26 protein-coding genes are annotated in these 25,373 nt (G+C 71.4%); 23 read left to right on the top strand and 3 right to left on the bottom strand.

All coding sequences use genetic code 11. The annotated features are described in order from the left end of the window. Nucleotides 1-84: 84 nt before the first annotated feature. From VLK66_RS22530 to VLK66_RS22605, 16 genes are all read left to right on the top strand, one after another. Complete coding sequence (locus VLK66_RS22530; RefSeq protein WP_325311741.1) at nt 85-687, top strand: methylated-DNA--[protein]-cysteine S-methyltransferase; 603 nt, start codon at nt 85-87, stop codon at nt 685-687. 43 nt (nt 688-730) lie between these two features. After that, a complete protein-coding gene (gene recF, locus VLK66_RS22535; protein ID WP_325311742.1) occupies nt 731-1,861 on the top strand; it encodes a DNA replication/repair protein RecF in 1,131 nt (376 codons plus the stop codon). Between the two features lie 14 nt (nt 1,862-1,875). Continuing rightward, a complete protein-coding gene (locus tag VLK66_RS22540) occupies nt 1,876-2,274 on the top strand; it encodes a nuclear transport factor 2 family protein (protein ID WP_325311743.1) in 399 nt (132 codons plus the stop codon). 64 nt (nt 2,275-2,338) lie between these two features. Beyond that, on the top strand, nt 2,339-2,746 hold the full coding sequence (locus tag VLK66_RS22545; protein ID WP_325311744.1) for a copper resistance CopC family protein: 408 nt from the start codon (nt 2,339-2,341) through the stop codon (nt 2,744-2,746). Nucleotides 2,747-3,154: 408 nt separating this feature from the next. Then, on the top strand, nt 3,155-4,252 hold the full coding sequence (cax, locus tag VLK66_RS22550) for a calcium/proton exchanger (protein ID WP_325311745.1): 1,098 nt from the start codon (nt 3,155-3,157) through the stop codon (nt 4,250-4,252). Then, nucleotides 4,249-4,563, top strand: coding sequence for a hypothetical protein (locus VLK66_RS22555; RefSeq protein WP_325311746.1), 315 nt, complete (start codon nt 4,249-4,251; stop codon nt 4,561-4,563). Before cax ends, VLK66_RS22555 begins: the two co-directional genes overlap by 4 nt. A 505-nt stretch (nt 4,564-5,068) precedes the next feature. Next, on the top strand, nt 5,069-5,857 hold the full coding sequence (locus VLK66_RS22560) for a DUF4331 family protein (RefSeq protein ID WP_325311747.1): 789 nt from the start codon (nt 5,069-5,071) through the stop codon (nt 5,855-5,857). Between the two features lie 29 nt (nt 5,858-5,886). Beyond that, nucleotides 5,887-6,501 (top strand): DUF4331 family protein, encoded by a 615-nt coding sequence (locus VLK66_RS22565; protein WP_325311748.1) that lies wholly within the window; start codon nt 5,887-5,889, stop codon nt 6,499-6,501. 219 nt (nt 6,502-6,720) lie between these two features. Next, the gene (locus VLK66_RS22570; protein ID WP_325311749.1) at nt 6,721-7,917 is read left to right on the top strand and encodes a hypothetical protein; all 1,197 of its coding nucleotides are present in this window, start codon (nt 6,721-6,723) and stop codon (nt 7,915-7,917) included. A gap of 71 nt (nt 7,918-7,988) precedes the next feature. Next, entirely contained in the window at nt 7,989-9,329 is a 1,341-nt protein-coding gene (locus VLK66_RS22575; protein ID WP_325311750.1) for a tetratricopeptide repeat protein, read from the top strand. A 9-nt stretch (nt 9,330-9,338) separates the two neighbouring features. Continuing rightward, nucleotides 9,339-9,944, top strand: coding sequence for a HupE/UreJ family protein (locus tag VLK66_RS22580; protein ID WP_325311751.1), 606 nt, complete (start codon nt 9,339-9,341; stop codon nt 9,942-9,944). Between the two features lie 441 nt (nt 9,945-10,385). Continuing rightward, nucleotides 10,386-10,787, top strand: a complete 402-nt coding sequence (locus VLK66_RS22585; protein ID WP_325311752.1) for a DUF6702 family protein — start codon at nt 10,386-10,388, stop codon at nt 10,785-10,787. Nucleotides 10,788-11,174: 387 nt separating this feature from the next. Continuing rightward, nucleotides 11,175-11,771 (top strand): sigma-70 family RNA polymerase sigma factor, encoded by a 597-nt coding sequence (locus VLK66_RS22590; protein WP_325311753.1) that lies wholly within the window; start codon nt 11,175-11,177, stop codon nt 11,769-11,771. Then, the gene (locus VLK66_RS22595) at nt 11,768-12,676 is read left to right on the top strand and encodes an anti-sigma factor (RefSeq protein ID WP_325311754.1); all 909 of its coding nucleotides are present in this window, start codon (nt 11,768-11,770) and stop codon (nt 12,674-12,676) included. Before VLK66_RS22590 ends, VLK66_RS22595 begins: the two co-directional genes overlap by 4 nt. A gap of 125 nt (nt 12,677-12,801) precedes the next feature. Next, on the top strand, nt 12,802-12,975 hold the full coding sequence (locus VLK66_RS22600) for a hypothetical protein (protein WP_325311755.1): 174 nt from the start codon (nt 12,802-12,804) through the stop codon (nt 12,973-12,975). 155 nt (nt 12,976-13,130) lie between these two features. Continuing rightward, nucleotides 13,131-13,781 (top strand): hypothetical protein, encoded by a 651-nt coding sequence (locus tag VLK66_RS22605; protein WP_325311756.1) that lies wholly within the window; start codon nt 13,131-13,133, stop codon nt 13,779-13,781. Nucleotides 13,782-13,792: 11 nt separating this feature from the next. On the opposite strand, the gene treY is transcribed toward VLK66_RS22605, so the two are convergent. Next, nucleotides 13,793-16,690 carry a malto-oligosyltrehalose synthase gene (treY, locus tag VLK66_RS22610; protein ID WP_325311757.1) on the bottom strand — a complete coding sequence of 966 codons (2,898 nt, stop codon included), beginning with the start codon at nt 16,688-16,690 and terminating at the stop codon, nt 13,793-13,795. A gap of 344 nt (nt 16,691-17,034) precedes the next feature. Between treY and glgX the strand changes: the two genes are divergently transcribed. The 3 genes from glgX to VLK66_RS22625 are packed head-to-tail and all read left to right on the top strand — an operon-like array spanning nt 17,035 to nt 21,610. Continuing rightward, nucleotides 17,035-19,242 carry a glycogen debranching protein GlgX gene (gene glgX, locus VLK66_RS22615; protein ID WP_325311758.1) on the top strand — a complete coding sequence of 736 codons (2,208 nt, stop codon included), beginning with the start codon at nt 17,035-17,037 and terminating at the stop codon, nt 19,240-19,242. Next, nucleotides 19,242-21,131, top strand: a complete 1,890-nt coding sequence (gene treZ, locus VLK66_RS22620; RefSeq protein WP_325311759.1) for a malto-oligosyltrehalose trehalohydrolase — start codon at nt 19,242-19,244, stop codon at nt 21,129-21,131. Before glgX ends, treZ begins: the two co-directional genes overlap by 1 nt. Continuing rightward, complete coding sequence (locus VLK66_RS22625) at nt 21,128-21,610, top strand: metallophosphoesterase family protein (protein WP_325311760.1); 483 nt, start codon at nt 21,128-21,130, stop codon at nt 21,608-21,610. Before treZ ends, VLK66_RS22625 begins: the two co-directional genes overlap by 4 nt. Before the next feature lie 119 nt (nt 21,611-21,729). Here the strand turns inward: VLK66_RS22625 and VLK66_RS22630 are convergent, their stop codons facing one another. Continuing rightward, on the bottom strand, nt 21,730-22,482 hold the full coding sequence (locus tag VLK66_RS22630) for a YdcF family protein (RefSeq protein ID WP_325311761.1): 753 nt from the start codon (nt 22,480-22,482) through the stop codon (nt 21,730-21,732). A gap of 9 nt (nt 22,483-22,491) precedes the next feature. Between VLK66_RS22630 and VLK66_RS22635 the strand changes: the two genes are divergently transcribed. Genes VLK66_RS22635 through VLK66_RS22645 form a run of 4 tightly spaced genes read left to right on the top strand, consistent with a single transcriptional unit; the run spans nt 22,492 to nt 24,279 of the window. Beyond that, nucleotides 22,492-22,878, top strand: a complete 387-nt coding sequence (locus VLK66_RS22635; protein ID WP_325311762.1) for a GntR family transcriptional regulator — start codon at nt 22,492-22,494, stop codon at nt 22,876-22,878. Continuing rightward, nucleotides 22,868-23,845, top strand: coding sequence for a slipin family protein (locus tag VLK66_RS22640; RefSeq protein WP_325311763.1), 978 nt, complete (start codon nt 22,868-22,870; stop codon nt 23,843-23,845). The genes VLK66_RS22635 and VLK66_RS22640 overlap by 11 nt, the downstream gene beginning before the upstream one ends. A gap of 6 nt (nt 23,846-23,851) precedes the next feature. Further along, nucleotides 23,852-24,049, top strand: coding sequence for a BrnT family toxin (locus VLK66_RS28655; RefSeq protein ID WP_349260534.1), 198 nt, complete (start codon nt 23,852-23,854; stop codon nt 24,047-24,049). Next, nucleotides 24,046-24,279, top strand: a complete 234-nt coding sequence (locus VLK66_RS22645; RefSeq protein WP_325311764.1) for a hypothetical protein — start codon at nt 24,046-24,048, stop codon at nt 24,277-24,279. Before VLK66_RS28655 ends, VLK66_RS22645 begins: the two co-directional genes overlap by 4 nt. A 30-nt stretch (nt 24,280-24,309) precedes the next feature. Here VLK66_RS22645 and VLK66_RS22650 read toward each other — a convergent pair whose 3' ends face one another. Next, entirely contained in the window at nt 24,310-25,308 is a 999-nt protein-coding gene (locus VLK66_RS22650) for a DUF6929 family protein (RefSeq protein WP_325311765.1), read from the bottom strand. Between the last annotated feature and the right edge of the window lie 65 nt (nt 25,309-25,373).

Consider the following 25,373-nt stretch of genomic DNA (forward strand, 5'->3'; position numbering starts at 1 on the left):
GCGAAAGTGCGAGAGTGCGAAAGTGCGAGAGTGGTTGATGCGGGGCTGCTCTCGTACGTCGTCTTCGACCGTGAGATTCTGCCCATGAAGCCGCGCCTCCAGCCGTCCCGCGCCGTCCATCGCCTTCTCCTGCCGTCGCCCGTGGGGCCGCTGATGGTGGAGCACGACGGCGCGGCGGTGACGGCGATCCACTACTGGCCGCAAGGCGCGCATCCCCCGGCGGGGACGCGGGTCGAGCCGACGCGCGACGACGCGCTGGGGTGGCGCATCGCCGAGCAGCTGCGCGAGTACTTCGCCGGCACGCGGCGCGATTTCGACCTGCCGCTCGCGCCGAAGGGAACCGAGTTCCGGGAGCGTGTCTGGAGCGCGCTCCGGGCGATTCCCTTCGGTGAGACACGAACCTACCGTGACATCGCCGCCCAGGTCGGCCAGCCGAAGGGGATGCAGGCCATCGGGCAGGCAAACCGCCACAATCCCATCCCCATCGTCATCCCTTGCCATCGCGTGGTCGCCGTCGACGGCATCGGCGGGTACTCGGGAGCGGACGGGGAGGGGAAGGAGCTGGATACGAAGCGGTGGCTGCTGCGGCATGAAGGAGTGGAAACCGAAGTCCTGAGTCCTGAGTCCCAGGTCCTAAGTGGAACGGATGCGGACGACGTCATCCTGCGTCTTCCACTTGGGACTTAGGACTTGGCACTCAGGACTTTCCTTCATCTTCCCGACCTCTCCCGTGTATCTCTCCCGCCTCCACCTCCGGAACTGGCGCAACTTCTCCGAGCAGGTGGTGGAGATCCCGCCCGAGGGCGTGGCCATCATCGGCGACAACGGGCAGGGGAAGACGAACCTGCTCGAGGCCGTCTACTACCTGGAGATCTTCCGCTCCTTCCGCGGCGCGCCCGACGAGCAGCTGGTGCGCTTCGGCGAGGAGGTGTTCCGCGTGGAGGGCACGCTGCGCGACCCCGGCGGCACCGACCGCACCATCGCCGCGGCGTTCGAGCGGCGGCGGCGGAAGAAGAAGGTGACGGTGAACGGCGCCGAGCCCGAGCGGCTGGGCGACGCGCTGGGCCTGGTCGGCGCGGTCATCTTCTCGCCCTCGGATGTTGAGCTCGTCGCCGGCGGGCCGGGGGAGCGACGGCGCTTCCTGGACATCGTCCTTTCGCTCGCGGAGCCCGGGTATCTCCCGGCGCTGCAGCGCTATCGCCATGCGCTCTTCCAGCGCAACACCCTGCTGCGGCAGAACGCGCAGCGCGCGCTGGTGCAGGCGTTCGACGACTCGCTCGTCGCCGCCGGGAGCCGCGTGCTGGCGGCGCGGGCGCGGTGGGTGGCGGAGCGCGCGGCCGGCTTCGCCGAGCACTACGCGCGGGTGGCGGGCGGGCAGCCGGGCTTCGTCTCCTTCGTCCCCTCCGTCGACCTCCCCGAGGCCACCCCGCCGGCCGATGACGTCGCGCGCGCCTTCCGCGACCAGCTGGAGCGCGTGGCCGACCGCGAGGCGGCGCGGGGGATGACGCTGGCCGGACCGCACCGCGACGACCTGCGCTTCACCACCACCGGCGGCGACGGGCAGGCGCTGGACCTGCGCACCTACGGCTCGGGCGGGCAGCAGCGCACGGCCGCCATCGCGCTGCGGATGGTGGAGGCCGAGACGATCCGCGCCACCCGCGGCCGCGAAAGCGTGATCCTGCTGGACGACGTGTTCGCGGAGCTGGACCCCGGGCGCTCGCGGCGCATCATCGAGTGGATCGACCAGTCCGGCTCGGGGCAGGTGATCCTGACCTCGCCCAAGGAGACGGACGTGCAGATCCACGGCGGCGGGCTGCCGCGCTGGACCATCCGCGACGGCGTGGTGACGCCGCTCTCTTAACACCACTCAGGGCGATGACGTCTTCAACCGTCGATACGGTGCACGCGTGGATCACCGCCGTGAACGCGGGCGATGCCGACGCCGCGGTGGTGGTGACCTCTCCCGACGTGGCGATCGTCGGGCCGCGGGGGACGGCGCGGGGGCACGCCGTGCTGCGCGCCTGGCTGGCCCACGCCGGCGCCACCTTCGCCACCCGCGCGGTGTACGTCCACGGCGACTGCGTCGTCGTCGCGCAGCACGGCGTGTGGCGCGACGCGGAGACGGGCGCGGTGAAGGGCGAGGCGGACGTCGCCACCCGCTTCCGCGTCGAAGCGGGCAGGGTGGCGGAGATGGAGCGCTACGGCGATCTTCCGGCGGCGCTCGCGGCGGCCGGATTGTCCGAGGCCGATGCGGCCGGCGACGGCGGGTCGTGAGAGATGGAAGATGCCGGACGGCGGAGATGAACCTGCGAAGGAGAGCGTGAAGATGATGCGTGGTGTGCGAAGGATCTCGATGTTCGTGGCGGCGGCGGTGATCGCGGCGGGCGCCGTGGCGGCGCGTCCGCTGGCGACGCGCGCCGAGGCCGAGGCGGCGTTCCACCTGCGGCTGGTGCGGTCCACCCCGGCCGAGGACGCGGCGCTGCCCCCCGGGCCGTGCCACATCGAGCTGTGGTTCACCGAGGCGCCGGAGCTGCGCGTCACCTCGCTGCACCTCACCGGCGCCAACGGCCGGCAGGTACCGCTGACCGCGCTCAGCGCCCACCATCCGCGCGGCGAGAACCCGTCGGTGGCGGCGAACACGCGCGGGCGCCTGACGCCCGGCCGCTACGCGCTGGCCTGGCGCACCATGGCCCACGACGGCCACGTGATGCGCGGCACGATCAACTTCACCGTCGCGGCGCGGTAGGAGCCGGAGGCGCGAACGTGACCGGGGCAAGCGCCTGCTGACGGGCGCACCCGGCAGATGGAAAATCGAAGGGGCGCCGGAGGGATCCGGGGCCCCTTCGATGCTGTTGGTGCCTCCGCTCACCCCGAATGGAATTCGGGGGCAACAACAGCACCAAGCCCCTTCGGGACTGCTGTCATGCATCCCGGTGGAGCGCTGACACCTCGCATCCCGCGACGCAACCGGCTGATGCGGCGGGTAGTGTCGCAAGGCGGGCAGGGTGCGGCCGAAGCGCAAGCCTCGCCCAGCTATCCCGTCTCACCCGCGTCGCAGGGATGCGCGACGTTGCGTCGGCCGCCTCCTGCGGGTAATCTGCTCACCTCCCACACGTCCGGGGGCCCACCCCCCTGAACCCAGAGGAAACCCAGAGTGATCAAGCGCCTGTTCGGCGGCAACTGGCTGAACACCCTGCTGGTGTTCGTGCCGGTGGCGTTCGTGGCGGAGTACGCGCTGCACGCGCACCCCGTGCTCATCTTCATCCTGTCGTGCCTGGCCGTGATCCCGCTGGCCGGGATGATGGGCCACGCCACCGAGGCGCTGGCGGAGCAGATGGGCGAAGGCGTGGGCGGCCTGCTGAACGCCACCTTCGGCAACGCGGCCGAGCTCATCATCGCCATCATCGCGCTGCGGGCCGGGTACTTCGACCTGGTGAAGGCGTCGATCACCGGCTCCATCATCGGCAACATCCTGCTGGTCTTCGGGCTCAGCACCCTGGCCGGCGGCCTCCGCTTCCAGACGCAGAAGTTCAACGCCACCGCGGCGGCGGCGGGAACCACGCTCCTCGTCCTCTCCGCGGTCGGCCTGCTCGTTCCCGCCGTGTTCCACGCGATCGTGGGGAACACCGCGATCAAGCAGGAGCACAACCTCAGCCTGGAGATCGCGATCGTCCTCATCGTCACCTACGCGCTGTCGCTGGTCTTCACGCTGAAGACGCACCGGCACCTGTACGTGGGCGACATCGGGAAGGAGGACTTCGAGCCGGAAGACCACCACCCGCCGCCGATGTGGCGCCCCGTGCTGACGCTGCTGCTGGCGACGGTGGGGATCGCGTTCATGGCCGAGTTCCTGGTGGGCGCCGCGGCGGAGACGGCCGAGTCGCTGGGGTGGAGCGAGGTGTTCGTGGGCGTCATCGTCGTGGCCATCATCGGCAACGCGGCCGAGCACTCGACCGCGGTGATCATGGCGCTGAAGAACAAGATGGACATCGCCATCAACATCGCGGTGGGCTCGTCGATCCAGGTGGCGCTCTTCGTGGCCCCCGTGCTCGTCCTGCTGAGCTACGCGCTGGCCCCGCGCCCGATGGACCTGATCTTCACGCGGCTGGAGGTGATGGCGATCGCCGTCTCGGTGCTGATCATGGGGTACGTGGCCGCGGACGGCGAAAGCCACTGGATGGAGGGGGTGCAGCTGCTGGCGGTGTACACCATCCTCGGCATCGCCTTCTTCTTCCTCCCCGTCCCGCATTGACGCCGAGACTCGCCGCCGCCGCGGCGCTGGTGCTGGCGGCGGCGTGCGGCAAGCCGGGGTGCCTGCGCGTCGCCCACCCCGCCGCGCTGCTCGAACGGCCGTACCCGGTGGGCTACACCACCACGCGCAAGCTGCCCAACCGGGTGCTCGCGACGCTGCAGCCGGGCCGGTACGAGCTGCGCGGCCGGGAGATGAAGAAGGACTTCATGGTCTACGAGGTCCGCGCGCCGCAGGGCTACGGCTACGTCATCGCCGAGCCGGGCGTGGAAGAGTGCTCCGGCGACGCCACGGGGGATGACGGGACGCGGTAAGCACGGCGGCGAAATCGATCGAGAAGGCGGGCCGGGGACATCGCTCCCCGGCCCGCTTTCGTGCTCCTCATCTCCCGATCCTGCGCCCATCCCCCCGACGTCATCCTGAGGCCGACCACGCCACAACCTGTTTCGTGCAAGTGGTTGCAGGCCGAAGGATCCATAGCCCGTCCAGCACGTCCGCCGAGGAAGCACGTCGAGTCTTCCTCCGGCTTCGGGGGATCGATCGTGCAATCCGGCAGCTCACGTGCGACCTCGCCTATGGATCCTTCGGCCTGCAACCACTCGTGCTGGGCAGAGACGGTGTGGCCGGCCTCAAGGATGACGTCTCCCGGTGCGTTTGCAATGCAGAGGTGATTGCCAGCGGAGAGAGTCCTCCGCTCCTCCGCTTCTCTGCGCGAGACATGTCTTTCGTCTTCCGCCGGGAGATCCGGTCCGGCGGTCCGGTGCGTACTCCCCACTCATGCGGTCACGCGGTCCACAGACTCAGGAGAACGGAGGACGTATGAGGATCCCACGGTTCCGGCGGGCCCGGCTCGCGGTGCCCGTGCTCGCGGCGGTGTGCGCCGGGGTGCTGGCGGTGCGCCAGGGGTGGGGCTCGGACCACCAGGACACCCCCGAGGTGGAGCTCAGCCCGCGGCTGGACATCAACGACGTGTACGCCTTCCCCGGCTCGGACGAGACCCGGATCGTGCTGGTGATGACCACGCAGTCGCCCATCACCCCGGCGGGGACGGCGGCGGCGCGCTTCGACGCCAACGCGCTGTACCAGATCAAGATCGACAACACCGGCGACGCCGTGGAAGACCTGGTGCTGCAGTTCCAGTTCGACGACCTGGGCGGCGGCGCCCAGCGGGTGGCGCTGTTCGGCCCCGTGGCGCCTGCCACCACCGGCAAGTTCAATCGCGTCGCGAAGGCCACGCCCGACCTGCTGGGGAACATCAACACCGTGCTGACCACCGGCGCGGGGAACACCCTGGTCCAGCTCTTCGCCGGGCCGCGCGACGACCCGTTCTACATCGACCTCGACCAGTTCTTCCGCATCATCCCCGACCGGCGCCCCTCGCGCGGGCCGCTGTCGCAGATCGGGCCCGCGCCCGAGGCCAGCGCCTTCCGCCCGAAGTGCACCGGCGGCGTGCCCAACCCGGGGCAGGCGCAGTTCGACCAGACGCACGGGTGCGCGGCGGACTTCCTCCGCACCTTCAACGGCATGGCCATCGTGGTGGAGCTGCCGGAGGCGCTGATCAAGGGCGCCGGGAACAACGTGGGAATCTGGGCCACCGTGAGCCGCTGACCGCGCGCATACCGCAAAGGAGACGAACCATGAGGATGATCCATGCGGCCCTGCCGGCGATCGCCGCGGCCGCGATTGCCGCCGCCTGCACCGGCGACGCCACCCGCAGCATCGTGGAGGTACAGAAGCCCGACACGGTGACCGTGCACGACACCATCCGCATCGGCAACACCAGCGTGACCTTCGACCAGATGGAGCGGCTGGGCAACCCGCTGGTGAGCGAGGTGTTCGTGGAGAAGCGCGAGCACGGCCACTTCAACGCCAGCCAGCCCGGCGAGGACGTGGCGCAGTTCCGCGACGACATCGCCCGCTTCATCACCGGCGTGGCCGGGCGCGACCCGGCCTACGCCAACGCGGTGGCCGCGGCGCTCACGCCCGACATGCTCGTCGTCCGCACCGACAAGGTGGGCGGCGGGCCGTACGGGCCCAACGTGGGGTGGCTGACCTACGTGCTGGACCCGGCCAACGGCTACGGCGGCCGCAAGCTCCAGGGCGACGACGTGGTGGACAAGGGACTGGCGGTGATCTTCGGCAACGCGCTGGGGAACAACAACAACGTGAGCCCCGGGCTGGTGACCGACAACGTGGACGCGAACGACCACGCGCACGGGGCGGCGTTTCCGTATCTGGCGCCGCCGAACTGATCGAAGTGCGGAAGTGCGGAAGTGCGGAAGTGCGGAAGTGCGTGAGTGCGTGAGTGCGTGAGTGCGTGAGTGCGTGAGTGCGTGAGTGCGTGAGTGCGTCGTACGGTAGATCAAGAAGCAGACAGGGGCCGTGGCCCGATGCCCCCCTACCCCGTCCTCTCCGGGAGGGCGGGCGGAGGGTCACGGTTCCCTTCCATCCGATCCGGGAGCGAGGACGCGATGAAGCACAAATGGACCGCCGCCGCGGCGGCCGCGCTGCTGGCGGGCACGGCCGGCGGCGCGTGGGGGCAGGAGATGGGGGGCGGCGGAGGGTTCCGCGCCGGCCGCTTCGACCTGGGGATCTACGCGGGCGGGTCGGTGACCAGCGACTGGTTCTCCGCCCGCACCATCACGCTGGACGGCACCGAGACGGGCGCGGACAACGGCGACGCGCAGGGGTTCCTCCCCGGCTACGCGCCGGTGTTCGGCGCCACGGCCACGCTCTGGCTCTCGCCCGCGTTCGGGGTGCGCGCGCACGGCAGCTACACGCCCATGCGGCTGCCCTACACCGGCGGTGCCTTCGGCAACGGCGCCACCGACCGCCAGCGCTACGTGCTGAACACGTACTTCTACGACCTGGACCTGGTGCTGCGCCCCTTTGCCATGCGCGAGGGCGCGGGGATGTGGCGCTCGGTCTACCTGTTCGCCGGTGGCGGGGGGATGACGGTGAACGTGGCCGGAACCAACCGGCGCGCCTGCCAGGCGAGCCTGCTCGCGCTGGGCGCCTGCCTCCCGCTGGAGCCGAGGCTGGCCACGGTGGGGCAGGGGACGGGCGGGGTGGGGATGGACCTGCTCCGCTTCGGCCGCTCGCTGGCGCTCTTCGGCGAGCTGGCGGCGCACGTCTATGATTCCCCCGTGCACGTGGGCGACGAGTGGGTGGGGCCGGTGACCGCCATCCGCGGCAGCGTCGTTCCCATCGCCGACGACCGCACGACGGTCACCGGGCGGCTGGTGCTGGGGCTGAAGCTGCAGCTGGGCGACCTGCTTCCGGCACTGGTTCCACCGCCTCCGCCGCCTATCGCATCGCTGGGGCCGGGCACGATCCCGCCGCCTCAGCCGCCTTCCCCGCCCCCGGCGCCGCCCGAGGCTCCGGCCGCCGCCTGCGCGGTGAACGTCGGGATGGCCGCCGGGGGTGAGACCTGGTTCGTGAACAGCGAGCCGGTGACCTTCAACGGCCGCCGCTACGTGAAGTACGGGCTGCCGCGCGTGCTGGGCGCATCGGACGTCGCGAGCGTGGGGAGCTACCGGGGCGTGTCGGTCTTCGCCGAGCCTTCGGCGGACCGGATGCGGCCGGAGGTGATCTACCTGCCCACCAGCCCGCGGTGCGAGTTCCAGGCGTACCAGGTGGAAGTGAAGGCCGGCGCGGTCCGCGGCTGATCGACCGAGGGCGGGCCGGGGCGCCGCAGGGTGCCCCGGCCCGGAGGGAACCACGCATACGGGGGATGGAGATGAAGATGCGCAGACCGGCCGCCGTCATCGCCGGGGTGATGCTGATCGCGGGCGGCGGGGCGGCGACGGCGCGCTCGGCGATGGCCCACGCGAACGCGGCGCGGATGCGGCGCACGGCCGACGCGGTGCGCGCGGCGGCGGAGGTCCGCGCGGCCGAGGCGGCGCGGCGGGATGCCGACGTGCGCTTCTTCGAGGCGCGCGTGGCGCAGGACCCGTTCGGCGCGGCGGACCGGGCGCGGCTGGCGGGCCTCTATCTCCAGCGCGCGCGGGAAACCGGCGAGTACGACGGCTACCTGCGCGCCGAGGCCGCCGCCCGCGCCTCGCTCGGCGCGCGGGGGGAGCGCAACGCCGCCGCCCGCGTGGCGCTGGCCGGCGCGCTGATGGCCCGGCACCGGTTCGCCGAGGCGCGCTCGGTGGCGGACTCGCTGGTCGCCGGCGAGCCGGAGCGCGCATCGTACCGCTCGCTGCTGGGCGAGCTGCAGATGGAGCTGGGGGATTACGACGCCGCGCGCGCCACCTTCGGCTCGCTCCTCTCCGAGCGCGGCAACCTGGGCGTCGCCCCGCGGCTGGCGCGGTGGATGGAGATGACGGGCCGCACCAACGACGCGCGCACCCTCCTCTACCAGGCCGCGCACGACGCGGCCGCGCGCGGCGACCTGCCGGCCGAGCAGGTAGCGTGGTTCCGCATGCGCGTGGGCGACCTGGAGCTGCGCAACGGCCGGCTGGACGCGGCCGAGGCGGCGTTCAGGGCCGGCCTCGCCATCCACCCCGAGGACTACCGGCTGCTGGGCGAGATGGCGAAGCTGGCGGCCGCGCGCGGCGAGTGGGCGGCGGCGCTGGCGCTGGGCGAGCGCGCCATCGGCCAGGTGCTGGACCCGGCCACGCTGGCGGTGATGAGCGACGCCGCCCTGGCCAGCGGCGATACCGCGAAAAGCGAGGAGTACGCGCGGGTGATGGAGGTCTCGGTGCGCGGCCAGACGAGGGCGCTGCACCGCGGCTGGGGATTGTTCCTGCTGGACCGCGGCCGCCGCATCGACGCGGTGGCCGCGCAGGCGCAGGCCGACCTCCGCGCCCGCCGCGACGTGTACGGATGGGACCTGCTGGCCTGGGCGCGCCACCGCCAGGGCCGCGACGCCGAGGCGCGCGCCGCGATGGCGCAGGCGCTCCGGCTGGGCACCCGCGACGCGCAGCTCCTCTACCACGCGGGGATGATCGAGCACGCGCTGGGCGACGATGCCGCGGCGGAGCGCCATCTCCGGGATGCGCTGGCGATCGCGCCGGAGTTCCATCCGCTGCAGGTCCGGGCAGCGCGCGCGGTGCTGGACTCCATCCGCGGCTGAGGAGGGAGAATGTCCGAGCTGCTGGCGTACTTCCAGGTGGGGTTCCGGCACATCGTGAGCGCCAACGCACTCGACCACATCCTGTTCCTGCTGGTGCTGGCCGCCGTCTACCACGCCCGCGACTGGCGCGACGCGCTCTGGGTGGTCTCGGCCTTCACCGCGGGCCACTCGGTGACGCTGGCGCTGGCCGTCACCGGTGCGGTGCGGCTGCCCACGCGGCTGATCGAGTTCCTGATCCCCGTCACCATCGTGCTGACCTGCGCCGAGAACCTGGCCGTCACCGACCGCACGCGGGCGCCGTGGGGCGGGCGCTACCGGCCGGTGTTCGCGGCGGTGTTCGGGCTGGTGCACGGCGCGGGCTTCGCCAACTACCTGCACGACCTGTTCGTGGACCGCGTCGCCGTGCCGCTGCTGGGCTTCAACGTCGGCATCGAGGCGGGGCAGATCGTCGTCCTGCTCGCCGCGGCGGCCGTCTTCGCGGCGATGGATGCGGTGTTCCGCGCGGCCCCCGTCCCCCGCATTTCCGCGTCGCCCCTCCGCGCGCGGGTGGTGATGGTGTCGGGGATGGTGGCCGTGGTCGCCACCGTCTGGGCCGCCCAGCGCAAGCCGTGGTGAAGTGCGAGAGTGCGAGAGTGCGAGAGTGCGAGAGTGCGAGAGTGCGAGAGTGCGAGAGTGCGAGAGTGCGAGAGTGCGAGAGTGCGAGAGTGCGAGAGTGCGAGAGTGCGAGAGTGCGAGAGTGCGGCCCGTGACGCATGTACATTTCCGCACGCACGACCAGGCGTCATCCAGAGTCGTCTCCGCGCTGCGCGCGTCCAGGGGAGGATGAAAGGACGAGCCGTAGCCGCCGACGAGCCGAACAGCCTCGCGCAGTTTGCGAGGCTTCCCGTAGTTGTTGCTGCGACTTCAGTCGCCGGTGACCGGCTGCGCGCGGAACTTTCTATCGATTCAGGCCGGACTTCAACCGCAGGGATTCTGGGGATGATGACGACGCGGTTCGCGCGGTTGGCATGCGCAGGGATAGCGATCCTCGCCTCGATGGGCGCGGCGCCGGGGAGGATGCATCCGCTGCACACGACGCTGACGCAGATCACCGCCGGGCCCGGGCGCGCGACGATCTGGGTGCGCGCGTTCGCGGACGACTTCGCGCGCGGCGTGGCGCCGGTGCGCGCGCCCGCCGGCGCGGACGCGGCGCAGGCGTACCTGGCGGCATCGATCGCCGTGTGGGACCGCGCGGGGCGGCGCGCGGCGCTGGTCCCGTGCGGCACTCGCCGCTCGGGCGACCTGCTCTGGTACTGCCTGCGCGCGCAGACGCCGGGCGGCCTGAGCGGCGCGCGCGTGCTGAACCGGATGCAGTTCTCCGTCTACGACGACCAGGTGAACGTGGTCCAGGCCGCGTACGGCGGGCGCAGCACCAGCCTCCTCTTCGTCCCCGGCGACGAGGCGAAGCGGCTGCCGTAGGCCCGTGTCCCCCGACTCGCCGTGATCGCCACACCCCCAACGACGGCTCGGCGGGATGAGGAGGCCTCCACACTCAGGAGAGACCTTGCTGCGACAGGATCGGGAACTATGATCCCCTGTCCCCTGTCCCCTGTCCCCTGTCCAGGACCCCATCTTCCTGCAGTCCCCGGAGATACATCCACCACGAACGCCGGGCTCGTACCTCCTTCCATGACACACGCGGCGCGCGGGCCCGTCCTTGCCGGAAATCTCGCGGCAAACCTTATGCAGTTGTTGCCGGCCACCCGGGCGGGTACATTCCGCGGGGTTCCCCGGCCCCACCTGGCGCGCCCGGAACCCGCACGGCGCCCCGCGGCGCATCATCCCACAAGGAGCGACGATTTGGCGGTGCCCGACACGCTCGTTCCGGCACAGGCGGACCGCGAGCTGGTGCGGCGCATGGCCGCGGGAGACGAGGCCGCGCTGGGTGCGCTGCACGACCGCTACGCCACGCTCCTGCACTCGCTGGTCATCCGCATCGTGGGCGATCCCGACGACGCCGAGGAGGTGCTGGAGGAGACCTTCTGGCAGGCGTGGCGGCAGGCCGGGCGCTACGAGGAAGGGCGCGGCGGGCTGAGCACCTGGCTGGTGATGATGGCCCGCAGCCGCGCGCTGGACCGCATCCGCAGCCGCCGGCGCGTGCGCGAGGAGCGCTGGGAAGAGCTTCCCGAGCCGTCGTACGTGGAGGCGGGCGGAAGCGGCGACGTGCCCTCGCCGCTGGAGTCGGCGCAGGCGGACGAGGTGCGGCGCGTGGTCGCCAGCGCGGTGGCCAGGCTGCCGCCCGAGCAGCGGCAGACGGTGGAGCTGGCCTATTTCCGGGGGATGAGCCAGACGGAGATCGCGGAGGCCACCGGGCAGCCCCTGGGTACGGTGAAGACGCGGGCACGGCTGGCGCTGACCAAGCTGCGGGACGCGCTGGCGGTGCTGAGGGAGGACGCCCGATGAGCCCGGAGATGGGACACGACGACGTGCGGACCGCGCTGGCCGCCGAGGCGCTGGGCGCGCTGGACGGCGACGAGGCGGAAGCGGTCCGCGCGCACCTGGCGGACTGCGCCGAGTGCCGGAGCGAGCTGGAGGAGCTGCGCGAGGCGGCGGCCGCGCTCGCGCACGCCGCCCCGCCGGCGCCGATGGACGCGGATCGCTCCGCCCGCCTGCGCGCTCGCCTGGTCGCCCGCGCCGCCGCCGACCGCGCGGGCGGCGCACACGACGCGAATCCGGACGCGTTTTCGACCGGGCCGGCGCTGAAGGCCGTCGCGCCGCCGCTATCGGTGCCGGACGACCGCGGCGGCGTGATCCCGATCGCCCGCGCGCGGGAGCGGCGGGGGGGGATGGGAGGATGGCTGGCGGCCGCGGCGGCGGTGCTGCTGCTGATCGGCGTGGGCGCCTACGCCGCGCGGATGAAGGGACGCTACGACGCGCTGAGCGAGCGCTATGCGTCGCTCGACGACGAGCGCACGCGGCTGGTGCGGTCGGTGGCGCGGCGCGACTCGACGCTGGCGTCGCTCTCCGGGGCGGGGGTGCAGGTGATCGAGCTGGCGTCCACCCAGCGGCGGGCGCCGAACGGGCGGATGTTCTGGGACCCGGCCACCGCGCGCTGGACCTTCTTCGCGCACGACATGCCCGCGCTGAAGGCCGGGCGCGACTACCAGCTCTGGCTCATCACCCCCGCGGGCCCGGTGAGCGCGGGCACCTTCAGGCCGTCGCCCGACGGTGGCGCGGTGGTGCAGGCCACCTACCCGCTCCCCCGCGACCAGCTGAAGGCCATCGCCGTCACCGAGGAGCCCGCGGGCGGCCTGCCGAAGCCCAGCGGCACCCCGCTGATCGTTGGCACGTACGGGACGACGGAGTAGAAGGACTGAGAGATGGATGACAAAGCGCCCCGGCGAAATGTCGTGATCGATTGCACCCACGGTCTTGACACTCTGTTCAGGATGTGAGATGTTCGGGGAGCGAAGCCAGTTCCACTGGAGGTACCATGAAGCACGTCGACGAGGTGGCTGGGACGATCGGGACGCCTCTGCCTGATCCCGGCAGCGGCGTTCTCCCGCCGCTCCCATCCGAGGACCAGAAGTTCTTCGACGAATCGTTCCGCGCCGGCATCAAAGGCGTGGGCGAACTGGTGCGCAAGCGTAAGAAGCCGAAGCCGTAACGCGACCGACTGCAGTGAAATCTCCGCGGGCCAGTGACCTCCTCTCTGGCCCGCGCTTCATTTCCGCCTGCGGTGTCCCGATGCCTCATCCCGGCCAGGTCTTCTACCTCCCACCCGAACGAGGGGAGGAGCCAAACAAGGGCGATCGTCCACACGTGCTGCTGAGCCTCTGCCCACCCGGGGCGGAGATCGCAACCCTCGCGTATGGAAGCACGAGGACGACCGACGCCCGGCATGGGGCGGAAGCCGTTCTGGTGGAACCCGGTGGGACATCGTATCGCGGCACCGGCCTTGTCTACCCTACCTACCTCTATCCGTCGCGCCTGGTGACGTTCCCCGCCGATGCGCTCGGCGCGCCGGCGGGGGTGATCATCGACGAGATGCCCCTCGTCCGCGAATCGCTGAGGCGAGCTCTCGGCCTGGGCACTGGGGTTACTGGTGAACGCAACGTTCCCGGTGCCAACCGGCGAGGGCGCCTCGTGGAACTCGTCCCGGTAGTCGTCGAGGAATGGGAGGTCCGGTACGCGCTCGTGGTAACCGCGCCCCGGTACTCACGCACCGGATTCCAGCAGACCGTGGTTCCCCTGCTCCCGGACGAATGCGAACCGCGGCCCCTCGACGTGATTATTTCGCCCAGCTCGGCACTCGCCCATGTGCACCCGCCGCTGTTGCACACGTTGCTTGCCGCCACGATGGTGGCAACCGTGCATCAGCCCAGTTCCGTCTTGCGCTATCTGGACATCATCGTCGAGCCGGAGTTGATGGGACAGGTGGAATCGGCCCTCATTCTTCATTTCGGGCTCTGATCCGGTTTTGCCTACCCCTCCACCTTCTCCAGCAGCGCGACGGGGAAATCGCCCAGCGCGTCCGCCAGCGGCAGCCCACCGTTCCCCGCGTCGATCTCGGCGCCGGTGAAGAGGTTGCGCCAGCGGCCGCGGGTCTCGTCGCCGGCCACCGCCGTGTCGGCCCACGCCTCGGCGCCGGGCACGTCGCCGCCGGTGAGCGTGGCGACGAGGCGGGGGACGATGGTGAGCAGCGTGCTGCCGCCGCCGCGGCGCGCGAAGGCGGCGGCGTGCTCGGCCCTGGCGCCGGTGACGGCGAGCGGGAGGTACTCGCCCGCGGTGAAGGCGTCCGCGTTGTCCTCGCGGGCGCAGAGGGCCACGTGCGTCACGAACAGCTTGATGCGCCCATCCTCCCACCGCTCCACCAGCTCGCGGCAGAGCGCGCCTCGATCCCCCCGCATCCGCTCGCGCACGCCGGCGAGGAGGGTGCGGCGGAGCGCGTAGTCCACCGGGCGGCGGTTGTCGGGGTCCACCAGCGACAGGTCCCAGATCTCCTGCCCCTGGTAGACGTCGGGAACGCCGGGAGCGGTGAGCTTCACCAGCGTCTGCGCCAGCGCGTTCACCATCCCCAGCCGCGCGATCGGCCGGTGGAACGCCGCCAGGTCGGCCAGGAAGGGGTTGTCGCCCTCGCGCCGCAGGATCGCCGCGATGAAGTCGCGCAGGCCCGCGTCGTACGCCTCGTTGGGGTTGATCCAGCTGGTGTGGACCTTGGCCTCGCGGGTGGCCTTGTCCATGTACTGCTGGATGCGCGAGATGAACTCGCCGTGCGCCTCCGCGTCCATCTCCCCCAGCGGCCACGCGCCGACCAGCGTCTGGTACAGGAGGTACTCGTCGTTGCGGTCGGGGATGGGCTCGCCGTCCTCGTCGCGGCGGTGCGCGGCGTTCATCCCGGCCCAGCGGTTCACCGCCCGGCCCCACGCCTCGGGGATCTCGCTCAGCACGTCGATGCGGGCGCGCACGTCCTCGCTGCGCTTGGTGTCGTGCGTGCTGCTGGCCGAGAGCGCGCCCGGCCACCGCTCCGCGCGCTCCGCCATGAAGGCGTGGAACTCGTCCACGCTTACCCCGAAGCGGTCCGGCTCGCCCCCCACCTCGTTCAGCGAGACCAGGCGGTTGAAGACGTAGAAGGCCGTGTCTTCCACCCCCTTGGCCATCACCGGCCCGGTGAGCTGCTGGAACTTCATCACGAAGCGCGCGTGCTGCTGCCGGTCGTCCTCGGTGAGCGAATCGGGCCAGTGCAGCAGGAGCACGTCGCGCACGAAGTCGAAGATCGACCCGCTGACGCTGGGGTTGCGGCGCCCGGCCAGCCGCACCGCCTGGTCCACGTAGCGCCGGTCGCGGTCGCTCACCTCGCCCGCGAAGGCGTCGATGTAGGTGCGGTAGACGGGGAAGCAGGCCACCACCTCGCGCAGCGCGTCGCGCAGCGCCCCCCAGGTGAAGTCGCGGTACAGGCGGTTCTTCTCGCTGATGCGGTCCAGCATGGTGGTGAGCACCGTGAGCTCGCTGACCAGCGCGAAGCGGAGGATCTGCGCCTTCTTCTCGTAGACCAGGTCGCGGAACCTGGCGCGGATGCCGGTGAAGCGGCGGTAGGTCTCGTCCATCGCCTGCAGGTTGGCGCCGGCGACGAAGATGCCGTTCACCCGGTTCAGGAACTCGTATCCCACCGTTCCCGCCACCGGCCAGTCCTCGGGCAGCTTCTCGTCGCCGGTGAGGATCTTCTCCACGACCACGTAGAAGCGCTCGCGGGCATCGACCCCCGCGGTCTCGGCCTGCAGGTCGCGCAGGTAGTCGCGCGGGTGGAACAGCCCGTCGGGGTGGTCGATGCGCAGCCCCGTGACCTTTCCCTCGCGGACCAGGCGGAGGATGAGGCGGTGCGTGTCCTGGAAAACCTGGGGGACTTCGACGCGCACGCCGGCCAGCTCGTTCACGTCGAAGAAGCGCCGGTAGTTGATCTCCTCGGCCGCCACGCGCCAGAAAGCCAGCCGGTAAGCCTGCGCCTCGAGCAGCTCGTGCAGCCGGTCGAACGAGGCCGCATCCCCCGGCGTGCCGTTGAAGGCGGCCACGGCCTGGTCCACCGCCACCGCCACGTCGCCCGACATGCCGTACAGGCCGGAAAGGCGGCGCTGGGTGACGATCTTCTCGCGGCGGCGCTCCACCACGCTCTGCCGGTCGGTGCGCCGCCGCGCGGGAAGGCGCTCCAGCGCGGTGGCGATGGACTCCAGCTCCATGCGGTCGGGGTGCTCCTCGTCCAGCACCCCGTCCAGCCGCGCCAGCGCCTCGCGCAGCACCGCCGCGGTCGAGGCCGGGGCGACCGGGAAGCGGTTCTCGAAGTACTCGATGCGGAACAGGCCGCCGGCGTACACCAGCTTCAGCTCGCCGCGCTCCAGCACGCACCCGTACTGGTCGCCCAGGATGGGGAGGAGGATCTTGCCGCCCAGCTCCGGCTGGCGCGGGTCCCAGTCGATGTCGAAGTACGCCGCGTGGGGCGAGTCGGGGCCGCCTTCCAGCACGTCCCACCACCACGGATTGGTGTGCCCGGCGATGCCCATGTGGTTGGGAACGATGTCGAGCAGGTGGCCCATTCCATGCTCACGCAGCACGCCCGCCAGCCGCACATGGTCCTCGTCCGTCCCGATCTCCGCGTTCAGCGACGCGTGGTCGGTGATGTCGTATCCGTGCACGCTTCCCGGGCGCGCCTGCAGGTACGGCGACGCGTACAGGTCGCCGATCCCCAGCTCGCGCAGGTAGGGAACGACCTCGGCGGCCTGGCGGAAGGTGAAGCCGTGGTTCAGCTGCACCCGGTAGGTGGAGCGGGGGATGCGGCCGGCTGCGCTTGCAGGCGCGGCGTGGCCCCCGGTATTCTCGCGTGTCGTCACGTGGATTTCCGTCCGTGGATTAGCCCCGCGGGTGGTCGCGGGCGCCGCGCGAGGGAGCAAGAAGCGGGCGCACCGCGCGGCAGATCGCACGGCCGTCGCATCCCCCAAACCGAACGGGGGAATCGGGAGACCTCGGCCCGAGAAGAGGCTTCGGCGCGGAGCGACGGCATCCTGACCGCCAAGCCGGCCCCCTCCCCCGGCCCCTCCGCCCGCTCCGCGGGGGGAGGGGAGAACTGCAACCGGGGCGGCAGACCTCTGGCACGAGGCCGGAGGCTCACGGCGACCGACGCACACTCACGCACTCACGCACTTTCGCACTTTCGCACCTCTCGCCCCTCGCACGGATGGATTTCGGAGCCTTCGGAACCAGCAGAAAGCCGTCGCACCCTCAGGTCCCGGGCTTCCTGGAGTCCGCCGCCACGGCGTGGCCCGGGAAGCCGTATCCCCTCGGCGCCACGTGGGACGGCGAGGGAACCAACTTCGCCGTGTACTCCGAGCTCGCGTGGGAGGTGGAGCTCTGCATCTACGCGCGGCCCGACGACCGCGAGCCGACGCGCACCTTCCGGCTGCGCGAGCGCACGGGGTACGTGTGGCACGGGTTCGTGGCCGGGATCGGGCCGGGCACCTTCTACGGCTACCGCGTGAACGGGCCGTACGAGGTGGGGCGGGGAAAGCGCTGCAACCCCTTCAAGCTCCTGGTGGACCCCTACGCCCGCGCGCTGGCGGGAACGGTGCAGCTCGAGGCGCATCCCTACGCCTACCCGTTCGACCAGCCCGGCGAGGACTGGGTGCTGGACGACGAGCACGACGACTGGGGCGTGCCCAAGGGCGTGGTGGTCGACAACGCGTTCGACTGGGGCGACGACGCGCCGCCCAACATCCCCTGGGCCGAGACGGTGATCTACGAGGCGCACGTGAAGGGGCTCACGCAGCTCCACCCCGGCATCCCCGCCGAGATGCGGGGCACCTACCGCGGCGTGGGGCACCCGCTGATCGTGCAGCACCTGAAGTCCATCGGCGTGACCGCCATCGAGCTGCTGCCGGTGCACGAGATCGCCGACGAGCCCTTTCTCCTCCACCGGGGGCTGCGCAACTACTGGGGATACAGCACGCTGAACTTCTTCTCCCCCGACGGCCGCTACGCCCGCGCCCGCGACTACGGCGAGCAGGTGCGCGAGTTCAAGGAGATGGTGCGCACCCTCCACCAGGCGGGGATCGAGGTCATCCTCGACGTGGTCTACAACCACACCGCCGAGGGGAACCACCTGGGGCCCACCCTGTCGTTCAAGGGGATCGACAACCCCACCTACTACCGGCTGATGGGCGACAACCCGCGCCTGTACATGGACTACACCGGCACCGGCAACTCCATGAACCTGCGCCACCCGCAGACGCTGCAGCTGGTGATGGACAGCCTGCGCTACTGGATCCAGGAGATGCACGTCGACGGGTTCCGCTTCGACCTGGCGGCCACGCTGGCGCGCGAGCTTCACGAGGTGGACCGGCTCTCGTCCTTCTTCGACGTCATCCACCAGGACCCGGTCATCAGCCAGGTGAAGCTGATCGCCGAGCCGTGGGACGTGGGCGAGGGGGGATACCAGGTGGGCAACTTTCCCGTGCTCTGGGCGGAGTGGAACGGCCGCTACCGCGACACCGTGCGCGGGTACTGGCGGGGCGACCCCGGCACGCTGGGCGAGCTGGGCTACCGGCTCACCGGGAGCAGCGACCTGTACGAGGAAGACGGGCGGCGGCCGCACGCCAGCATCAACTTCATCACCGCGCACGACGGGTTCACGCTGCACGACCTGGTCAGCTACAACCACAAGCACAACGAAGCCAACGGCGAGGAGAACCGCGACGGGAGCGACGACAACCTGTCGTACAACTTCGGCGTGGAGGGCCCCACCGACCGCGCCGACATCCTGCGCCAGCGCGAGCGGCAGAAGCGCAACTTCATCGCCACCCTCCTCCTGTCGCAGGGGGTGCCCATGATCTGCGGCGGCGACGAGCTGGGGCGCACGCAGTTCGGCAACAACAACGGCTACTGCCAGGACAACGAGATCTCCTGGACCGGTTGGGACCTGTCCGACGACGACCGCTCGCTGCTGGAGTTCACCCGCAAGGTGGCCCGCATCCGCCGCGACCACCCCACCTTCCGCCGCCGCAAGTTCTTCCGCGGCCGCGAGATCCGCGGGAGCGAGGTGAAGGACCTGGCCTGGATCCGCCCCGACGGCAAGGAGATGACCGACCAGGAGTGGAACGCCGGATTCGTGCGCTGCTTCGGGATGGCGATGGGCGGGCGGTCGATGGAGGAGTGGAACGAGCGCGGCGAGCAGATCACCGACGACGACTTCATCCTCCTCTTCAACGCCGACGGCGGGACGATGGACTTCACCATCCCCGGCTTCGGACGGGCGAAGTGGTGGCGGGTGGTGCTGGACACCGGCGAGCCGGAGATGGAGGAGGGGGCGCGCCGCTACGCCCCCGGCGAGTCGCTGACCATGGAGGGACGCTCGATGGTGGTGCTGCAGGCCATGCAGGGGGAGGGCTGATGGGAGAGGGCACCCGCTGGCGCCTGCCGTTCGGCGCCAACGTGAGCGATGCGGGAACCGGATTCCGCGTCTGGGCGCCGGGGCACGAGCGCGTCGATGTCGTCCTCTACGGACCGGACGCGGAGGCCGTGCACCCGCTGGAGGCGGAGGACGGCGGGTGGTTCGGGTGCACCCTGGGCGGCGCCGGCGCGGGCGCGCGCTACCGCTACCGCCTGGACGGCGGCGACGCCTTTCCCGACCCCGCCTCGCGCGCGCAGCCCGGCGGTGTGCACGACCCGTCCGAGGTGGTCGATCCCTCGGCGTTCGCGTGGACGGACGAGGGGTGGCAGGGGGTAGAGGCGGAAGATCTTGTCATCTACGAGCTGCACGTGGGGACGTTCACCCCCGAGGGGACCTTCGACGCCGCCATCTCCCGGCTCGCCGATCTGGCGGAGCTGGGGGTGACGGCGATCGAGCTGATGCCCGTGGCCTCCTTCCCCGGCGCGCGCAACTGGGGGTACGACGGGGTGGACCTGTTCGCCCCGCAGGCCAGCTACGGCGGGCCGGAGGGGCTGCGGCGGCTGGTGGACGCGGCGCACGCGCGCGGGCTGGGGGTGATCCTGGACGTGGTCTACAACCACCTGGGGCCCGAGGGGAACTACCTTCCCGCCTTTACCAGCGGCCGCTACTTCACCGATCGCCACAAGACGCCGTGGGGCGACGCGGTGAACTTCGACGGCCCCGGCAGCGCGCCGGTGCGCGAGTTCGTGATCCAGAACGCGCTGCACTGGGCGTACGAGTACCACGTGGACGGGCTGCGGCTGGACGCCACGCACGCCATCGTGGACGACAGCCCCGTGCACGTGCTGGCGGAGATGGTCACGCGGGTGCGCGAATCGCTTCCCCCCGGCCGCTGCTTCGAATTCATCGCCGAGGACGAGCGCAACGAGCGGCGCGTGGTCACCCCGCGGGCGGACGGGGGATGGGGGTTCACCGGCGTGTGGGCCGACGACTTCCACCACGCCGTGCGCCGGCTGATCGCGGGCGACCGCGAGGCCTACTTCGCCGACTACGACGGGACGGTGAAGGAGGTGGCGACCGCGCTGCGGAAGGGATGGCTGTACGAGGGCCAGCGCTCGCGCAACCACGGCACGCCGCGCGGCACACCCGCGGACGGGCTGCCGCCGACGGCGTTCGTGCACTGCATCCAGAACCACGACCAGGTGGGCAACCGCGCCATGGGCGACCGGCTGCACGATGCCGCGCCGCTCGCCGCCACGCGCGCCGCCGCCGCCGTCCTCCTCCTCTCGCCCTACACGCCGATGCTGTGGATGGGGCAGGAGTGGGCCGCCTCCGCGCCGTTCCAGTACTTCACCGACCATCCCGAGGAGCTGGGGAAGCGGGTGACGGAGGGGCGGCGGCAGGAGTTCGGGAAGTTCTCCGCCTTCGCCGACCCCGCGGTGCGCGAGCGCATCCCCGACCCGCAGGCGGAGGAGACCTTCCTGCGCAGCAAGCTGGACTGGAACGAGCGCGGCCGGATGCCGCACACGGGGATGCTGGCGCTGCACCGCGCGCTCCTGCATCTCCGCCGCACGCACCCCGCCCTCCGTCGCCGCGACCGCCGGTCCTTCGCCGCAGCCGCGGTCGGGGACGGCGCGCTCATCCTGCGGCGGACGGGGGATGACGGAAGCGCGCTCCTCCTGGTCGCGGCGTTCGAAGGTGATGTCAGCATCGACCTCACCTCGCGGGAGGAGACGCGCGCGCCGGACGGTGCCGCGTGGGATGTCCATCTGGCAACGGAGGAAGGGCGCTTCGGGGGGGAGATGGAGGGCGGTCTCGCCACCCTCTCGTCCGGCGGACGGCTGGAGATGCGCGGCCCGGGCGCGGTGGTGCTGGTGGGGGAGCGATGAAGATCGGCATCATCTCCGACACGCACGGCCTCCTGCGCGCCGAGGTCTTCGAGGTGTTCGCGGGCGTCGGGCACATCCTCCACGCGGGCGACGTCGGCGATCCCGGCATCCTCGACGAGCTGGCGGCGATCGCGCCGGTGACCGCGGTGTGGGGGAACGTGGACGGGTTCGACGTGCGGAAGCGCACGACGGAGGTGGCGGAGATCGAGCTCGGCGGCGCCCGCGTCGTGGTCGTGCACGGGATGCAGCTCGGCTCGCCCACGCCGGAGCGGGTCGCCGCGGCCTATCCCGATGCCGCGCTCGCCGTCTTCGGCCACTCGCACCGGCCGGTCATCCAGCAGGTGGGCGCCACGCTGGCCGTGAACCCCGGCAGCGCCGGCCGCCAGCGCTTCCGCGACCCCGTCTCCGTCGCCCTGGCGGAGATCGGCGGCGGCAAGGTGACGGCGCGCCTGGTCGATCTCGATCCGCCGCGGAAGTAGCCGGGCTGCCGCATCCAACGAAGAAGCACGCAGCGAAGCAGAGTAACGGAGGAACCTCTCTCCGCTCCTCTGCTTCTCTCCGCGACCCCATCTTTTCCTGCGGTTCCGACGGCTCGGGATCAGGCTCCCGCCACCACGTAGCGCGCGAACTTCAGGTACTCGTTCACGTACGTCACCAGCCCGGCCTCGGAGCGCCACCAGCTGGTCTCGTCGAAGCCGCGGGCGGGGACGCCGGCCATCATCACCCGCACGTCCATTCCCTTCAGCCCGCGGCGGAGCGCCCACCGCGCGCGGCGGGTGTGGTAGTCGGTGGTCACGGCGATCACCCGGCGCGCGCCCGTCCGCTTCAGCCACGCGCGCAGCACGGCCACGTCGTCGGTCGTGCTCGTCGTTCCGCCCGGCATCGCCAGCACGGCCACGACGGAGTCGGGAACGCCCTCGTGGCGCAGCACGCCGGTGAAGAGCTGCGTCTGCGACGGAACCATCCCGATGTCCGCCAGCCGCCCCGTCTCCATCCCCGGCACCAGCACGCGCGGCGCCCACCCGCGGCGGTAGAGCTCGGCCGCGGCGAACGGGCGGATGGCGGGATCTCCGCCAAACACGAAGATCGCGTCCGCGCGCTCCAGCCGGTCGTGCACGGTCAGGAAGCGGCCCACGCCGGTGAGGATCCACGCCCGCAGCACCCACGCGAGCAGGACGACGGTGAAGAAGACGGCGAGGGAGATGAGCAGCCTCCGCCCGCGCCGCCGGGGACGCGGGGGGAACGCGTCTCCGGCCGATGCGGGAGCGGCATCGGCCGGGGGCGGCCGACGGCGGTTCTGCTTGACAGGCCAGGGGACGCGCATGTACACCTGTGGTTGGACTTCCCTCACCCGATCCCGATGTTCCACTTCGATCCGTCGGATCCCACGCCGCCCGAGGTGCAGCTCGTCCGCACGATCCGCTCCGCCATCGGCGCGGGGCTGCTGGACGCGGGCGAGGCGCTGCCCACGGTGCGGCAGCTGGCCGTGGAGCTGAAGGTGGGCGCCAACTCGGTGGCCCGCGCCTACGCCGAGCTGGAGCGGCAGGGGGTGCTTGCAACCCGCCCCGGGGTGGGCGCCGTAGTGAAGGCGTCGCCCGGCGAGATCCGCGGCGAGGAGCTGCTGGCCGAGCTCGCTGCGCTCGAGGACACCTTCCTGCGCCAGGCCAGCGCGCTGGGGTTCTCGCTCGACGACGTGATCATCCACCTGGACAGCCGACGCAGGAGCCGATCCTCCGATGCCGCCTAGAACCGACCTGACCGTGACCTCCACCCAGGCCTCGCTCCCCACGCAGCGCGCGGCGGGCGGGGGGCTGAACTTCCTCTCCACCCTGGCGCTGCTCATCCCCACCGCCATGGGCGCGGCGGCCACCGCGGTCGTGCACAGCCCCGCGGGGCTCATCGCCGGTGCCGTGGTGGGGCTCTTCGCCAGCATGGCCCCCAAGATCGGGCGGCAGTGGGAGCGCGCGGTGGTGCTGCGGATGGGGCGCTACGTGGGGCTGCGCGGCCCCGGCGTCTTCACCATCGTCCCCTTCGTCGACAACATCGCCGCGTGGATCGACCAGCGCACCATCACCACCAGCTTCAGCGCCGAGCAGACGCTGACCGCCGACACGGTGCCGGTGAATGTGGACGCGGTGCTGTTCTGGACCGTGCACGACCCCGAGAAGGCGGCGCTCGAGGTGCAGGACTACGTGCAGGCGGTGAGCTGGGCGGCGCAGACGGCGCTGCGCGACATCATCGGGCGCACCAGCCTGACCGAGCTGCTGCGAGGCCGCGAGCGCATCGAGGCCGAGCTGCAGGCGCTCATCGACCAGCGCTCCACGCCGTGGGGGGTCACGGTGCACAGCGTGGAGATGCGCGACGTGGTGATTCCGGCCGCGCTGCAGGACGCCATGAGCCGCGAGGCGCAGGCCGCGCGCGAGAAGCAGGCGCGCATCATCCTGGGCCAGGCCGAGGTGGAGATCGCGCAGCTGTTCGCCGAGGCGTCGCACGCGTACGAGCAGAACCCGGTGGCGCTGCAGCTGCGGCAGATGAACATCCTGTACGAGGGGCTGAAGCAGAAGGGGGGGATGATGGTGATCCCCAGCAGCATCGTCGATTCGATGGGCCCCAGCGGGGTGATGGCCACCGCCGCGCTCGCCCGCCAGCAGCAGACGCAGCCCGAAGCCCCCGCCGCCCTCCCCCCCGGCGACGACGGCTTCGGCGAGGGGTGATCGTCGGTGTCGCTTGGATTCGAGTGGGATCCGGAGAAGGCCGAGGCGAACCTGCGAAAGCACCGAGTCTCGTTTCCCGAGGCCGAGACCGCTTTCCGCGATCCGCTCTCCGCGACGGTGGACGATACGCGTCACTCGTTCGCGGAAGAACGGTTCGTGCTGTTCGGTACGTCGGACGGGCGCGGAACGGAGAGAGTTCTATGAAGACTTCCGGTTCTGAACCCGAGGAGATCCCGGACGACGAGATCCTCCCGGAGTACAGTCTGAAGGGTGCCGTCCGCGGCAAGTACGCCAGGTACTTCACCGCGGATACGAAAGTCGTGGTCCTGGACCCTGACGTCGCGGATGTGTTTCCCGATGCCACGTCCGTCAATTCCGCGCTACGGGCACTCTCGGGAATCATCCGTGAGCGGGCTCAGGTTCCGGTCGGATAATCGGTCTGCAGGCGCTTTCTCCATTCTGAGTTACCAATCCCCCTCCAGCACCACCTCCGACAGCTCCGACGGGGTGCCGGGCTCGTCGCGGTCGATGACGGCCCACAGGCGGCCCGGGGCGTGCGGCAGGATGCCCTCGATCTTGCCGGCGTAGCGGCTGCCGTCCGCGTTCCGCACCACGCACAGGCGCGCCTCGCCGCCACGGATGATGCCGATGGCGCTGCCGGCGACCGGCCCGTCGCGCGTCGCGTCCGGCGAGTCCTCGGCGGCGGCGGTGAAGAGGATGGCATCGCCGAACGCGGCCGCGTCCGTGAACGTCAGCGGAAAGCCGCCGATCTCGCCCAGCTCGTACTGCGTCACGTTGCGCGGCTCGGGCGGCGGGAGCGCGGGGTCGCGGAGAAAGGCGAGGAGCGCGGCCGCGCCGATCTCGCACGTGGCGTTGACGGGCCGGAGATCTCCATGCGGCGCGCCGTTGCCGCGGTTGAACAGGCGCAGCACGCCGCCCGCGAGCGCCACGCCCTCGACGTTCAGCTCGCTCCCGGCGAACGCCGTCTCCGCGCGGAGGCGGCCGTAGAGCGCGGACGCGCCGGCCACCGCGATCTCCGCATCCCCCGATCCGATCCCGCGGACGAGGACGATCCGCTCGCGCTCGGGGCTGGAGCCGGAGCCGAAGGCGGCCAGCACCTCGCGCCCATCTCCATCCCGCAGCACCGCGCAGCATTCCAGGTCCAGCTTCCAGCGCTTGTTGCCGCGCTCGTCGTCGAACTGCCGCGCGCCGCCCTCGCCGGCGGGCAGGGTCAGCGCCGACGCCCGCCCCGTCTCCGGATCGACCAGCGCGACGAAGTTGGCATCGTCCTGCACCACGGCGACCCGGCCCGCGACGAGCGCCATCCCCGACGCCGCGCGGACGTGCGCGGGGCGGTCCAGCGCCGCGTCCGCCCCCTCCGCATACAGCAGCGGCACCGAGCGCACCACCCGCGCACCAAGCGTTGGATCAAGAATCGCGCGGACGGTGGGCTGCGTCGTCATCAGCGGTTCGGGGCAATGGAGATGGCGATCGGTCGTGACGAGCATCGAAGATCGCACGAGCGCGC

It is taken from the genome of Longimicrobium sp., from assembly GCF_035474595.1.
Taxonomy (GTDB): Bacteria; Gemmatimonadota; Gemmatimonadetes; order Longimicrobiales; family Longimicrobiaceae; genus Longimicrobium.